The organism is Sphingopyxis sp. LK2115 (genome assembly GCF_014595975.1).
In the GTDB taxonomy this organism is placed as follows: Bacteria; Pseudomonadota; Alphaproteobacteria; order Sphingomonadales; family Sphingomonadaceae; genus Sphingopyxis.
In genome coordinates this window covers 1-13,745 of sequence record NZ_JABWGQ010000047.1, presented here as the reverse complement: position 1 = coordinate 13,745, position 13,745 = coordinate 1, and the positions used below count along the sequence as shown (strand labels likewise).

At 66.1% G+C, this 13,745-nt stretch carries 11 protein-coding genes and 1 pseudogene; 3 read left to right on the top strand and 9 right to left on the bottom strand.

All coding sequences use genetic code 11. The features are described from left to right. The first annotated feature begins 6 nt into the window (after positions 1-6). A complete protein-coding gene (locus HUW43_RS10205) occupies positions 7-1,077 on the top strand; it encodes a beta family protein (protein WP_188237309.1) in 1,071 nt (356 codons plus the stop codon). Positions 1,078-1,120: 43 nt separating this feature from the next. On the opposite strand, the gene pheT is transcribed toward HUW43_RS10205, so the two are convergent. From pheT to HUW43_RS10165, 8 genes are all read right to left on the bottom strand, one after another. Beyond that, positions 1,121-3,508 (bottom strand): phenylalanine--tRNA ligase subunit beta, encoded by a 2,388-nt coding sequence (gene pheT / locus HUW43_RS10200; RefSeq protein ID WP_188237308.1) that lies wholly within the window; start codon positions 3,506-3,508, stop codon positions 1,121-1,123. Further along, positions 3,505-4,602, bottom strand: coding sequence for a phenylalanine--tRNA ligase subunit alpha (pheS, locus tag HUW43_RS10195; protein ID WP_188237307.1), 1,098 nt, complete (start codon positions 4,600-4,602; stop codon positions 3,505-3,507). Before pheS ends, pheT begins: the two co-directional genes overlap by 4 nt. A gap of 140 nt (positions 4,603-4,742) precedes the next feature. Further along, entirely contained in the window at positions 4,743-5,645 is a 903-nt protein-coding gene (locus tag HUW43_RS10190; RefSeq protein WP_188237306.1) for a helix-turn-helix domain-containing protein, read from the bottom strand. Between the two features lie 77 nt (positions 5,646-5,722). Further along, positions 5,723-5,974 (bottom strand): hypothetical protein, encoded by a 252-nt coding sequence (locus tag HUW43_RS10185; protein WP_188237305.1) that lies wholly within the window; start codon positions 5,972-5,974, stop codon positions 5,723-5,725. Positions 5,975-6,193: 219 nt separating this feature from the next. Further along, entirely contained in the window at positions 6,194-9,460 is a 3,267-nt protein-coding gene (locus HUW43_RS10180) for an error-prone DNA polymerase (RefSeq protein WP_188237304.1), read from the bottom strand. Continuing rightward, entirely contained in the window at positions 9,457-11,007 is a 1,551-nt protein-coding gene (locus tag HUW43_RS10175; RefSeq protein WP_188237303.1) for a Y-family DNA polymerase, read from the bottom strand. The genes HUW43_RS10180 and HUW43_RS10175 overlap by 4 nt, the downstream gene beginning before the upstream one ends. Then, positions 10,898-11,698 (bottom strand): ImuA family protein, encoded by an 801-nt coding sequence (locus HUW43_RS10170; RefSeq protein WP_188237302.1) that lies wholly within the window; start codon positions 11,696-11,698, stop codon positions 10,898-10,900. Before HUW43_RS10170 ends, HUW43_RS10175 begins: the two co-directional genes overlap by 110 nt. Before the next feature lie 124 nt (positions 11,699-11,822). Further along, on the bottom strand, positions 11,823-12,458 hold the full coding sequence (locus HUW43_RS10165; RefSeq protein WP_188237301.1) for a glutathione S-transferase family protein: 636 nt from the start codon (positions 12,456-12,458) through the stop codon (positions 11,823-11,825). Positions 12,459-12,561: 103 nt separating this feature from the next. Between HUW43_RS10165 and HUW43_RS10160 the strand changes: the two genes are divergently transcribed. Then, positions 12,562-13,323: a competence/damage-inducible protein A gene (locus HUW43_RS10160; protein WP_188237300.1), complete on the top strand. Its 762-nt coding sequence runs from the start codon at positions 12,562-12,564 to the stop codon at positions 13,321-13,323. Here the strand turns inward: HUW43_RS10160 and HUW43_RS15870 are convergent. After that, positions 13,296-13,421 (bottom strand): hypothetical protein, encoded by a 126-nt coding sequence (locus tag HUW43_RS15870; protein WP_262926800.1) that lies wholly within the window; start codon positions 13,419-13,421, stop codon positions 13,296-13,298. The two genes, HUW43_RS10160 and HUW43_RS15870, sit on opposite strands and share 28 nt — an antisense overlap. A 62-nt stretch (positions 13,422-13,483) precedes the next feature. Here HUW43_RS15870 and HUW43_RS16015 point away from each other — a divergent pair. Beyond that, positions 13,484-13,612, top strand: a pseudogene (locus HUW43_RS16015) (hypothetical protein); the annotation flags it as partial. Positions 13,613-13,745 lie beyond the last annotated feature (133 nt).

Here is a 13,745-nt window from a genome sequence, read left to right as displayed (position 1 = left end):
CAATAGATGCTAGAACAGTTTCCTTATTGCCCAACGCTTCACGCCAGAGTTGCCGAAATTAAGGCTCTGACGCAACTTCCGGCAGCGACAAAGGACAGACTGTTTCCTTTGATTATCGCGAGACCTTGGCCCAATGCAAAACATCTTAATAGAACTTGGAAGAAAATAGCGGAGGCGCTCGGTAATCGCCGCTTTGCTCTAGACCTTGATCGAATGCGACAGAACTCTGGTGGCAAACTCGCGGCAGCGGCCGAATTTGATGCATTGTTTGTCAGCCGAAACGGGTTTGCAAATTACTACGACACAGTTTCTGACATAACTGAAGCCATTCCGGTATTGCGGATTAGCGGAGGCGAGGCGACGCAATTTGATGCCCAGGCCCACCATATAGACGACTTGGACCGTGGACTGGTTGTTCGAATTGAATATGGGATTGTTACCAACCCGATCGCGTTGGTCGAACAAGTTCTTGACCGGTTTAATGACGTGTCATTTTTCGTGGATGCGGGTTGGTCTCGTGATATTTTGAGCCGAGAGGCATGGGTATCTGCGATAGTTGCGCGAATTGCTCGCGATAATCCGGAGATAGAGGTCGTTATATCGGGTAGCACCTTCCCCGATTCATTCTCCAACATCGGTGATCGTGGTACAAATCCGGTCGGTGAGCGCTATTTATACGATAGCCTTGTCCGGCGACATAATTCCGCAACCTTGATTTACGGAGATTGGGGGAGCACTCGCCCGCCCTCCACCGATCAAGTTCCCATGCGCAATGTACCAAGGATCGACCTCCCCAAACAGAGCGAGTGGGTGTCGTTTCGGCGCGATAAAGAGCTGGACGAGCAAGAGGACTATTCTGACATAGCTCAGCGGGTAGTGACCGATATCGATTGGCCCATCGATCTCGACATTTGGGGCACATATACAATCGAATGGACGGCGAGCGGGGAGCCAGGGGCGATAAGAAGTCCCGCTACAGCCGCCGCTGCACGGATCAACATTCACCTGCATCGGCAAGCGTTCTTCGGGGCAAACGACCTTGTCGTGGACGGTGACGAGCCATTCACAGATGATTGAGCTTAAGCCAAAAGACTAGCTTCGGCGCGCGCCTTTGCGGGAGTCACCCCCGCAGCACCGCCCCCACCTTCGCCGCCGCCGCCACCACCTTGTCCGCGATCGCCTTCAGCTCGGCGTCGGTGAAGCTCTTTTCCGCCGGTTGCAATTCGACCTCGACCGCCAGGCTCACCTGACCTTCGGGCACACCCTGGCCGGTGAAGCGGTCGAACAGGCGGGCGCCCACGATGTTCGACTTGTCGGCGCCGCGGATCGCGCGGACCAGTTCGGCGGCGGTCAGGCTGGTCGGGGCGAGGAAGGCGAAGTCGCGGCGCACCGCTTGCAAGGCGGGGGGCGCGAACGCCGCGCGCGCGGGGCCGCTCGCGCGTTTTACGGGGATCGCATCGAGGAAGATCTGCACCGCCATCACCGGGCCGTCGACGTCGAAATGGCGCGTCAGCGCGGGATGGAGCGCGCCGAATTCGGCGAGCACGGCCTTGGGGCCAAGGCGCAGCGTTGCCGACTGGCCGGGGTGCCAGACCTGGCCTTTGCTCACTGGTTCCATCACTTGCAAGCGGTCGCCCGGCGCGCCCGCTGCGTCGAGCAATGCCAGCGCCGCGGCCTTTGCATCGAACGCATCGAACGGCGCGGCCTTGCCCGCCTGCCAGCCGCGCGCGTTTTTGTCGCCCGCCATCAACACGGCGAGTGTCGGACGCTCGGCATCGGCCAGATAGCGGCGGCCGATCTCGAACAGGCGGATGCTGACCGCGCCGCGGTTCTGGTTACGCGCGGCTGCGGCGAGCAGGCCGGGCAGCAGCGACGGGCGCATGACCTTCAGCTCTTCGCTGATCGGGTTGGCGAGCGACCAGTGGCCGCCGCCAAAGGGCGCCGCCTCGCCGTCGCTGATGAACGACCAGGTCACCGCTTCGTGAAAACCCACCGCCGCCGCGGCGCGGCGCAGACGGCGTTCGAGCATCTGTTCGGCGGTCGCGGTCGGTTTTGCGACCCCGTCCGCGCGTGGCAGCGGCACCGATTCGATCGCGTCAAAGCCGTTGATGCGCGTCACTTCCTCGACCAGATCGGGGGCACCGTCGATGTCGCGGCGCCAGCTTGGCACCTGGACCTGCCAGCGGGCGCCCTGTTCGATGATCGTGAAGCCCAGCGCGGTCAGGATTTCCCTCTGCCGTTCGGGTGCAATCGCGATGCCGCCCAGCGTCGCCGACAGCGTGGGATCATAATCGACCGTCCTGACCTCGACGGGCGGCGCGCCCGCGCGGGTCACCGCCGACGGCGTGCCGCCGCAGATGCTCAGGACATGGCCGGTGACGATCGCGGTCGCATCGTCGAGAAAGGCCGGATCGACGCCGCGCTCGAAGCGGCTGCGCGCATCGCTGGTCAGGCCCAGCGCCTGTCCGGTCAGCGCGATGCGTTCGGGGGTGAACCAGGCGATTTCGATCAGCACGTCGGTTGTCGTCTCGCTGCACCCCGAATGTTCGCCGCCCATGATCCCGGCGATGTCGTGGACCTCGCGGTCGTCGGCGATCACCGTCATACGGTCGGTGAGCCTATATTCCTTGCCGTTCAAGGCGGTGACCGTCTCGCCATCCCGCGCGCGCCGCGCGACGAGCGCGCCGCTGAGCTTGGCGCGATCATAGATGTGGCTTGGGCGGCCGAGGTCGAACATCACATAATTGCTGATGTCGACGAGCGCCGAGATCGAGCGCTGGCCGACCGCTTCCAGTCGGCGGCGCATCCATTCGGGTGCGCTGCCGTTGGTGACGCCGCGGATCGTGCGGCCGAAAAAGGCCGGACAGGCTTCGATGTCGTGCGTTGCGATTTCGGTCGCCGGGGCGCCTTCCCCGTCGATCGCCGGGACAGCGAGCGGTTTCAGCGTGCCAAGCCCCGCGGCGGCAAGGTCGCGTGCGATCCCGCGCACGCCCATGCAATCCTGCCGGTTGGGGGTGATCGAAATGTCGATCACCGGGTCGCCCGCGCCGCTGTAATCGGCGAAGGGGGTGCCGATCGGCGCGTCGGCGGGAAGCTCGATAATCCCGTCATGGTCGTCGCCCAGCTCCAGCTCGCGCGACGAGCACATCATGCCGTTCGATTCGACCCCGCGCACCGCCGCGACCTTCAGCGCCATGCCGCTTGCGGGCACCACTGCGCCGGGCAGGCCGAGCACGCCGACAAGTCCCGCGCGCGCATTGGGCGCGCCGCACACGACGGTGAGCGGCGCGCCGCCGTCGCCGGCATCGACGGTCAGCACCTGCAATTTGTCGGCCTGGGGATGTTTTTCCGCGGTCAGGACGCGTGCAACGCGAAAACCGCTCAGCTTGTCGGCGGGATTTTCGACGCCTTCGACTTCGTGACCGATGCGGTTGAGCGTGGCGACGACATGTTCGACGGTGAAATCGCCGTCGAGATGGTCTTTTAACCAGTCGAGGGTCAGTTTCATGCCGAAATCCCCCCGCTCAAAGTGGGGACGCTCAGCGCGCCGAATCCGTAATGCGCCAGCCAGCGGAGATCGCCATCGAAGAAAGCGCGAAGGTCATCCATGCCATATTTGAGCATCGCGAGCCGATCGACCCCGACCCCGAAGGCGAAGCCCTGCCATTCGTCGGGATCGAGCCCGCAATTGGCGATCACGCGGCGGTTGACCATGCCGCTGCCGAGCAGCTCCATCCACGCATGGCCCGCATCGTCGCCGTTGCCGCCGACGATGCGGCGGCCCTTTTCATGGGCGTAGCCGACATCGACCTCGGCCGAGGGTTCGGTGAAGGGGAAATAGGAGGGGCGCAGCCGCAGCACGATGTCGTCGCGCTCGAAATAGGCCTTGAGGAAGGTTTCGAGCGTCCATTTGAGGTGCCCCATATGGATGCCGCGGTCGATGACGAGGCCTTCGATCTGGTGGAACATCGGCGTGTGCGTTGCGTCGCTGTCGCTGCGATAGACGCGGCCGGGCGCGATGATGCGGATCGGCGGTTGCTGCGTCATCATCGTGCGGATCTGCACCGGCGACGTATGCGTGCGCAGCAGCATCGCGCGACCCTCGGCATCCTTGTCGGGGAAATAGAAAGTGTCGTGCATCGCGCGCGCCGGATGCGTTTCGGGAATGTTAAGCGCGGTGAAATTGTGCCAGTCGTCCTCGATCTCCGGCCCCGTCGCCACCGCGAATCCCATGTCGGCAAAAACTTCCGCCAACTCGTCCATCACTTGCGAGACGGGATGAACGCTGCCGCGCGGAGCCATGTCGGCCGGCAGCGTCATGTCGACCGCTTCGGCGGCCAGCCGTGCCTCCAGCTCCGCGGCGTCGACCGCCGCCTTGCGCGCCGCGATCGCGGCGGTCACGCTTTCGCGCAGCGCGTGGATGACCGGGCCCTTCGCCTGCCGCTCGTCGGGGGTCATGCCGCCGAGCGTCTTCAGCAGCGCGGTGACGCTGCCTGCCTTGCCGAGTGCCGCTATGCGCACCGCCTCGATCGCGCTCGCGTCGCTTGCGTTCTCGATTTCGCGCAGGATCTGCGCCTCGATGGCTTTGATGTCGCTCGTCATCATTCGTCCCGTTCCGGCGGCGCTGTCGCGGCCGGCCGCATCATAGTGTCGATTGCAAGGATAGGCGGCTGCCCGCGCGTCCGTTGCCAGCCGCTTGCACCGAAGCCCCCGCGCGGGTCAAGCCCGATGGCGGGCACAGGCTATTCCGGCGGTTTGTGCAGCCCCTGCACCGGCGCTCCTGCCGCCGCGGCGCGTGCGAAAGCGGCGGCGCCCAGGATCGGTTTGGGCCGCGCGGCATAGGCGCGCGGACTCATGCCCATGAATCGATGAAAGTCGCGGGTAAACTGCGCCTGATCGTAATAATGGTGATCCATCGTTTCGATCCACGCCATCGACGGGTCCAGCATGAAGCGTCCGAGCGAGCGCAGGAAGCGCTGACGGCGGAGCAGCAATTTGGGTGCGAAGCCGAAGGCGCGCAGGCTCAGTCGCTCGACTGACCGTTCGGACAGGCCGAGCCGCGCCGACAGGTCGGCGACGCTTGTCACCTCGTCGTCGATCAGCGCGCGATGCGCGGCGACAATGGCGGGATCGTCGGACGGGGCCGACGCCAGCAGCGCGCAGAAATGCGCGTCGATCAGCGCGGCCGTCGCCTCGATATCATTGACGTGCGCCAGTGCATCGGCAAGCGGCGCAAAGGGGGCAAAGGCGGTGTGCGCCCGGCCATCGCAATAGGCATCGGCAAGCGCATCGGCCGCAAGCGGCGTCAGCTTCGCCCAGCCCGCGGGCAGGATGCCGACGCCCCACACGCGCATGTCGCCCGCCTGGAAATGGGTTGCGCGGCTGGTCGGCCCGGTTACGACGAAGGATGGCGCTTTGGCCACCGGCTGCTCGCCGATCGCGACACGCGGCGTGTCGCCTTGAATAAAGCGCAGATTGGCCCATTCGGGATGCAGAAAATCCTCGATCCGCGGGGCGCCGTTCAACACGACTTCGGTCAGATAGATGGCGCTGAGATAGGGCGACAGCGCGCGCGATGGCGGGAAGAATCGTGTCGTGACCCGCGCGACGGCGGCAAGGGGTGCGGATGCGTCGCGCGGCGCCATATGTCCCGGCTTAGCGCATAAAAGGCATGAAAAACAGTGCGAGACTGCCGCTTCGTGTCGGCTTATTACAATTTTATCTATTTTCTCTGCGCCATAATTGCTTTGTCCGATGCCAAAGCGGGCGAAAATGCATAATCGCGGTGCGGCGCCAGCTGGAGGGGGGTGGCGTGGACCTGCAACGGACGAGCGATTGTCGCAAACTTCGTCCCGGCCGTCAGCTTTCTGCGACCCATGGCTATTCGGTACGGACGGGGGGCGATGGTTTCCCATTGAAGCCATTGTCGGGGCGGCGTGATGCGAAAGCTTTGCGCCGCCTCATCCTGCGACATGCCTGCTTCCGTTGCTCATGGGCAGGAAATGCGCGCCATGTGTCGGATCGCAGACAACCCCCATTTTGACCGGCGGCCGTCTTTGCCTCCGGCTCGCCGGCTTCTGAATGCCGATCGGCCCCAGCTCAGGTTCGGTCTGGAACGAACCAAAACCTGCGCTCTGGATTCCTGTTTTACCGGGTGTTCCCAGGCGTCGGATGATTCCGACCGACTTGAAAACTAATGGAAATCGCGCGATTTGGGCAGGATCCGGACATCGCGCGGATGGCCGTGATGCGGCGTCCGGCCGCGCGGATATTGCGGATGCCCGACCTCGTCGGCGCGCGCGAGATCGGGGTCAAAGACGCGGTTCGTGCCCAGCATATCGAGCATCGCCGTGCGGTCGACGATGCGCGTCGCCATCAGGTGGACCACCCCTTCCTTGCTCCGCTGCACCTCGCCTTCGGCGAGCATCAGCCGCGACGCCATGACGGCGCGGCGATAGCGTTCGAAATGTCGCGCCCACAGCAGGACATTGACGATGCCGCCCTCGTCCTCGATCGTGATGAAGATCGCATTGCCCTTGCCCGGCCGCTGGCGGATCAACACGACCCCCGCGGTGCGGACGATCGCGCCATTTTTCGCCGCCGCGACTTCGGCCGCGCTCAGCACGCCTTCGCGTTCGAGATCGCGGCGCAGGAACGCCATCGGATGCCCTTTCAGCGACAGGCGCGTCGTCTGATAATCGGTGAGCACATGTTCGACCATCGGCGTCGGCGGCAGCGCGGCATCCTCCTCGGCGCCCAGTTCGTTCGCTTTGGCGGCGCCGAACAGCGGCAGCACCCCCTGCCGCACCCGCCGCGCGTCCCACAGCGCCGGGCGGCGACCCTGCCCCATCGAGCGGCACGCATCGGCATCGGCGAGCAGGCGCAGTGCGCGGGGCGGCAGGTTCGCGCGGCGTGCGAGTTCCTCGACCGAGGCGAAGGGCGTGGTGCGCGCCGCGACGATCTGCGCCGCCCATTCCGCGCGAAACCCGTCGACCTGGCGGAAGCCGAGCCGCAGCGCGAGGCTGCCGTCCGCGCGCCGTTCCAGGCTGTTGTCCCAGTGGCTGGCGTTGACGTCGGCCGCGCGCACCTCGACCCCATGTTCGCGCGCGTCGCGGACGAGCTGCGCGGGGGCGTAGAATCCCATCGGCTGCGAGTTGAGCAGGCCGCAGGTAAAGACGGCAGGATGGTAATGTTTGATCCATGACGACACATAGACGAGCCGCGCAAAGGACTGGGCGTGGCTTTCGGGAAAGCCGTAACTGCCGAACCCCTCGATCTGCCTGAAGCAGCGTTCGGCGAAATCCTGTTTGTAGCCGCGCGCGACCATGCCGCCGATCATCTTGTCGCGGAAATTGTCGATCGTGCCGACGTTGCGAAAGGTCGCCATCGCGCGGCGCAGGCCGTTGGCCTCTTCGGGCGAGAAATCCGCCGCGACCATTGCGAGCTTCATCGCCTGTTCCTGGAACAATGGCACGCCAAAGGTCTTGCCCAGCACGGCGCGCAGTTCATCGGGCGGGTGCGGCGGGGCGGGCGCGGGAAACTCGACCGGCTCCTCCCCGTTACGGCGCCGCAAATAGGGGTGGACCATGTCGCCCTCGATCGGGCCGGGGCGCACGATCGCGACCTGCACGACCAGATCGTAAAACTCCCTGGGCTTGAGGCGCGGCAGCATGTTGATCTGTGCGCGGCTTTCGACCTGGAACACGCCGATGCTGTCGCCGCGCTGGAGCATTTTATAGACGTGCGGATCGTCGCAATCGATGTCGATTTCCAGCGTATGATCGCCCAGCCCGTGCACGCGCATCAGGTCGAAGCATTTGCGGATGCAGGTCAGCATGCCGAGCGCGAGCACATCGACCTTCATCAGCCCCAATGCGTCGATATCGTCCTTGTCCCATTCGATGAAGGTGCGGTCCTTCATCGCGGCATTGTGGATCGGCACCAGTTCGTCGAGCCGCCCCTGCGTCAGCACGAAGCCGCCGACATGTTGCGACAAATGCCGCGGCGCCTTCAATAATTCGCCGACGAAACGATGCAGCCTTTCGATCTCGCCATTGTGCGGGTTGAGCCCGGCCTCGGCGAGCCGCTCGACCGGAACCTCGTCGCCCCAGCTTCCCCAAATGGTGTCGGCAAGCCGCGCGGTGACATCCTCGCTGAACCCCAGCGCCTTGCCGACCTCGCGGATTGTGCTGCGCGGGCGGTAATGGATGACCGTCGCGGCGATCGCGGCGCGGTCGCGGCCATAGCGGTCGTAGATATACTGGATCACCTCCTCGCGCCGCTCATGCTCGAAATCGATGTCGATGTCGGGCGGCTCGTCGCGTTCGGCCGATACGAAGCGCGAGAAGAGGAGGTCGTGCTTCATCGGGTCGACCGACGTCACGCCGAGCAGGAAGCAGACGATCGAATTGGCGGCCGACCCGCGCCCCTGGCACAGGATCGGCGGGTTCTGCGCGCGCGCGAAGCGGACGAGGTCGTAAACGGTGAGGAAATAACAGGCATAGTTCCGCCGCCGGATCAGGCGAAGCTCGTTGCCGATCAGCTTGCGGACCTTGGGGTTCAGCGGAACGCCATAGCGTTTCTCCGCCGCACGCTTCACCAGATGGTGCAGATAGGGGAAAGGCTTCCACCCCGGCGGCACCGGCTCGTGCGGATATTCGTAACGCAGATCATCAAGCCTGAAGCCGATACGCGCGAGCAGGCTGGCGCCGGCTTCGATCGCTTTGGGATGCTGCGCGAAAAGCCGGTGCATTTCGGCTGGCGACTTCAGGTGGCGCTCGGCATTGGCGGCGAGCAGCCTGCCCGCCTTGTGAACCGTCGTTCCTTCGCGGATGCAGGTGATGATGTCGTGGAGCGGGCGCTGCGCGGCGGTCGCATAGAGCGCGTCACAGGTTGCGAGCAGCGGCACGCCGGTCGCCGCCGACAGGCGCTGGAGCCGGGCGAGCCGCCGCGCATCGGCACCCGACCGCGACATGGTGGCCGCCAGCCACACCGATTTGGGCCGCGCGGCCCTGAGCGTGCGGAGCAGCGCCGCGTCGCCCGCCATCGCGATCAGCAGCAGATCGTCGCAATGCGCAAGCAGGTCGCCCAGTTCGAGGATGCAGTCGCCCTTCGCTGCGCGCAGATTACCGACCGAGAGCAGGCGGGTGAGCCGCCCCCAGCCGTGGCGGCTGACCGGATAGGCGATAATGTCGGGGGTGCCGTCGGCGAAGACGAGCCTTGCGCCGACGACCAGCCGGAAACCTTCCACCATCGCGGGATTCTTGACCTGCTGCTCTTTCAGAAAGGCCCATGCGCGCACCACCCCGGCGACGCTGTTGCGGTCGGCGATGCCGATGCCCGCCATGCCGAGCCTGATCGCCTCGGCAACCATCTCATGCGGGTGCGAAGCGCCGCGCAGGAAGCTGTAGTTGGTCGCGGCGACCAGTTCGGCAAAGGGCGTTCCGGGTGCCGCGTTCATGCGAACAATCCGTGGATATACCAGCACGGGTCGGGTTTTTCGTCGTAAAGCCCGTGGCGAAAGAGCCAGAAGCGGCGGCCCTGTGCATCCTCGACGCGGTAATAGTCGCGCGTCAGCCCGCCATTGTCGCGTCGCCGCCACCATTCGGGGGCGATGCGTTCGGGGCCTTCGTAGCGGCGGATCGCGTGCAAGACGCGGTGCCAGCGAAAGCGCTGCGGCGGGCCGTCGGGCACTTCGGCGATGACCTCGATCGGCTGCGGCGGGTCGAAGAGGTGAAAGGGGCGCGTCGGCGGCTCGCCGGGTTCGCCCGCCTGCCAGGGCAGCGGCGGCGGCGTGTCGATCGCGGGCAGTTCGAGCTGCGCCTGTTCGGGGATGTGCGTGTCGGCGGGGCGCAGCCGCCGCACCCGCCTGCGCCCGAGCCGCGTCGCGAGCCGGTCGGCGAGCTCGTCGATTGCGGCATCCTTGACCGCGCCGCCTTCCAGCCCAAGCTGGCTCGCGCCAAATGTTTCGAGCCGCGGCACGGTGAGGCGGATCATGTCGAAGCCGAAACCGGGGTCGAGCGGATCGGCAAGGCCGTCCATCCGCTCGGCGAACAGGCGCATGACAAGTCCCGTGTCGCGCGTCGGAAGCCCCGTTTCGATGGCGATGCTGCGCGCAAGGCCGTCGCTGCGAAAGAAAGTCGCGCGAAAATGGCGCCCGCCCTTGCCGCGTTCAGCGAGGATCCGGGCCGCCTCGCCGACCAGTTCGGCCAATATTCTGACGGCGTGCGCGCTGCTGCCGAGCGGCTCGGCGAAGCGGCGCTCGGCTGCGACGGGCGGCGGCGCCACGCGCGGGTCGAGCGGGCTTGGCGCGTCGCCCAATATTCGCCGCAGCGCCATCGCGGCGTCGGCGCCGAAACGCGCGGCAAGGTTCGCCATCGGGCGGCTCGCCAGGTCGCCGATCGTCTTGAGGCCCGCACGCACGAACGCGGTCGTCGCCTCGGCGTCCAATTCGAGCGCGGCGACGGGCAGGCGGCGGATCGCGCTGGCTTCGTCGGGCGCGGGGCGCGCCTGGTAGCGCGCAAGCGCGCGCGCGGCGTCGGCGGTGGGGCCGAACGCATGGCGGAGTGTGATGCCGAGGCGCGCGAAGCGGCTTTCGACATCCGCGACCAGTCCGGCCTCGCCGCCGAAAAGATGCGCGGCGCCCGCGATGTCGAGGATCAGCCCGTCGGGGGCGTCGAGCGCGACGAGCGGCGTATAGCGCGCGCAGCCCTGCGCGAGACGGTCGAGCCAGTCGTGATCGGACACGGGATCGTGGGACACGACCACAAGTTCGCCCAACTGCGCGCGCGCGTCGGCGAGCGGCATGCCGGGGCGCAGCCCGGCCGCGCGCGCGGCGGCGTCGACGCTGGCAAGGCGCATTGCACCGCGCTGCTTCACGGCAAAAACCAGCGGCGCGTCAGGCGGCTTCGGCGCGGTGCGCAGCCAGCGCTCGGCGGGCAGGAAGGGGAAGAAGAGCGCCAGATAGCGCCGCGTCCCCGACGCCTTGCCCGAAACTTTGTTCGTCATGGTTCCAGTCCAGTCGCCAGCGTGCGCCCGCGGCGCCGCCGCGCCAGCGCAGCAGTTCGAGGTTGAAGGCGGGCGCGCCGGGGGCATCGGCGTCGAGCGCGTGTGACGCGGCGGCGGTGACGCTCCAGCGCGTTTCGGCGACGCTCGGCGCGGGCGCGGCATTGAGACGGAGCATCAGCAGCGTGGTGCCCGCATCGCTAGCACCCAGCGCGAGCCGCCGCCCGGCGGTGAGATCGAGCAGCGGAAACCGCCCCCAGCTTTCGACGATCACCGCCGCCGATCCTGTGCAGCGGACCGCGTCGCTGGCACAGGCAAGCAGTGCCTTGGGGTCGGCCGCTTCGACGAGCAGCAGCCGGTCGGGATCGCCGCCGAGTTCGGCGATGCCGGGGGCATAGATATGCCCTGCTCGCCGCGCCGCATCGGCGGTGCGCAGCCAGATCAGCGGTGCCCGACCCGGCGAGCGCAGCGCGAGCAGCGCGGCAAAGGCGGCGGCGCTTGTCGCGTCGAGCGCGTCGGCAGCGAAAAATTCATGGACCCGCCCGGTCGCGAGCCCACCGCCGAGCGCATCGTCAAAGGGCGCATGGCCGCTCGCCAGCCAGCCCGCGGCCGGACGGCTTTCGAAACCGCTGCTGGCGGCGATCCGGGCGATGCGTTGGCGCAGCCCGGCGAGGGGGTGGGACGACTCGCGCATATTTGTTCCCTATATGTTCTATTGATGCTTTTGGAGCGGCGCTTGTCAAGGGAATCGAGCGCGGTTCACGGTACGCCATCTGTATCGCCGCGCACGGATCGCCCCTTCATGCCAGCTGCGCCGCCTAGGCCGGATCCGCTGCCTGCATCTCGGCGATCAGGGCATTGTCGATCGCCTTGGCGCGCTTGTATGCCGGGCGTTCGCGCAGCGGTGCGACATAGGCTTCAAAGGCCGGGCGCGACGCGATCGTCCCGAATTGCAGTCCCCAGTCGATCTGGCTGCCGACATAGACGTCGACGGCGCTGAAACGCTCGCCCGCGACAAAGGCTTTGCCCGCAACCGCGCTCTCCAGCGCGTCGAGCACCGCGGCGAGCGAGCCGAAGCCCGCCATGCGCTGTTGTTCGGCGTCGGGTTCGAATCCGAACATCTTTGCGGTGATCGCCTGCTCGACCGGTCCCGCGGTGAAGAAGAGCCAGCGATAATAGTCGGCGCGGTCGGCGGGCGCTGGCGCGAGTCCCTTTTCGGGAAAGGCATCGGCCAGATAGGCGCAGATCGCCGCGCATTCGGTGATGGTCCTGCCCTTGTGGACGATCGCTGGAACCTTGCCCATCGGGTTCACCGCCAGATAGGCGGCGTCCTTCATCGTCGTCCCATAATCGAGGATGCGCGGCTCATAGGGGACGCCGACCTCCTCGAGCATCCAGCGGACGATCTGCCCGCGCGACATGGGGTTGGTATAGAAAATCAGCTCGTCGGCCATGATGATTCTCCGTCGATGTTGCGAGTCGATGTGGAACATATCAGGAACATATGCGCTGCGCCACTGCTCTTGTTTTGTCATGCCGGCGCGGTAAGGCAAGGCGATGACCGACGAACGCATCTGGACCGCCGCCGTGCTGGTGATCGGCGACGAAATCCTTTCGGGCCGCACGCAGGACAAGAATGTGTCGCAGATCGCGACCTGGCTCGACGTGCAGGGGATCCGCCTGCGCGAAGTGCGCATCGTGCCCGACGTCGAAGATGAAATCGTCGATGCGCTCAACGCGCTGCGTGCGCGCTACGACTATGTCTTTACCACCGGCGGCATCGGGCCGACGCACGACGACATCACCGTCGATGCGGTTGCCAGGGCGCTCGGCGTCGGCGTGATCGTCCACCCGCAGGCCCGCGCGATCCTCGAACGTTATTACACTGCGCGCGGCGGCGAGCTTACCGAAGCGCGGCTCCGCATGGCGCGCACCCCCGAAGGCGCCGAACTGATCCCCAACCGCATGTCGGGCGCGCCGGGCATCCGCATCGGCAATCTGTTCGTGATGGCGGGGGTGCCGCACATCACCGCGGGAATGCTCGATGCGCTGACCGGCGAGCTTGAGGGCGGGGCGCCGCTGGTGGCGCATACGATCGGCGCCTGGGCGGCCGAAAGCGAGGTCGCCGACCTGCTTCGCCGCGGCGAAAAGGAACATCCGGGGGTCGCGATCGGCAGCTATCCCTTTTTCCGCGAGGGCAAGGTCGGCGCCAATTTCGTCATCCGCTCGGTCGACGCCGCGGCGGTCGCGGCATGCACCGCGATGCTCACCGCAGGGCTCGAGGCGCTGGGCTATGCGGTGACCGACGGCGGCATCTGATCCGCGGTCTGCATCGCGCGCGGCAGGCGGCGCAGCGTCACGATCGCCAGCAGGCCGAAAATCGCGGCGACGATGAACGCTGCGCCGGGGAAATGCACCGGGGCGGCGTCGGCCGTGAAATGGCCGTCGATCGCTCCGGCGCTGGGCGAACCAGTTCAAGGAGATGGTCGACTTTGGCGTTCAGTGGGTCGTCCCCGCCAAACTGACCGATTCCTTCCCTAAGGCGATCCGTCCCCATCTCCAGACCTTCGAGAGCTTTATCGGCGATATAAGACTGCTGGGAAGCTGATCGTTTCTGCTCCCCCGCCGGCTCCCCAAGGCCCAAACGCAACAAAGGCCGCCTCTCGGCGACCTTGCTAACTATCTGCATCTGAAAACTGGAGCGGGCGAAGGGATTCGAACCCTCGACCCCAACCTTGGCA

Coding starts and splice junctions, on each gene's coding strand:
- HUW43_RS10205 (WP_188237309.1), top strand. CDS start 7: ATGCTAGAACAGTTTCCTTATTGCCCAACGCTTCACGCCAGAGTTGCC.
- pheT (WP_188237308.1), bottom strand. CDS start 3,508: ATGAAACTGACCCTCGACTGGTTAAAAGACCATCTCGACGGCGATTTC.
- pheS (WP_188237307.1), bottom strand. CDS start 4,602: ATGACGAGCGACATCAAAGCCATCGAGGCGCAGATCCTGCGCGAAATC.
- HUW43_RS10190 (WP_188237306.1), bottom strand. CDS start 5,645: ATGGCGCCGCGCGACGCATCCGCACCCCTTGCCGCCGTCGCGCGGGTC.
- HUW43_RS10185 (WP_188237305.1), bottom strand. CDS start 5,974: ATGTCGCAGGATGAGGCGGCGCAAAGCTTTCGCATCACGCCGCCCCGA.
- HUW43_RS10180 (WP_188237304.1), bottom strand. CDS start 9,460: ATGAACGCGGCACCCGGAACGCCCTTTGCCGAACTGGTCGCCGCGACC.
- HUW43_RS10175 (WP_188237303.1), bottom strand. CDS start 11,007: ATGACGAACAAAGTTTCGGGCAAGGCGTCGGGGACGCGGCGCTATCTG.
- HUW43_RS10170 (WP_188237302.1), bottom strand. CDS start 11,698: ATGCGCGAGTCGTCCCACCCCCTCGCCGGGCTGCGCCAACGCATCGCC.
- HUW43_RS10165 (WP_188237301.1), bottom strand. CDS start 12,458: ATGGCCGACGAGCTGATTTTCTATACCAACCCCATGTCGCGCGGGCAG.
- HUW43_RS10160 (WP_188237300.1), top strand. CDS start 12,562: ATGACCGACGAACGCATCTGGACCGCCGCCGTGCTGGTGATCGGCGAC.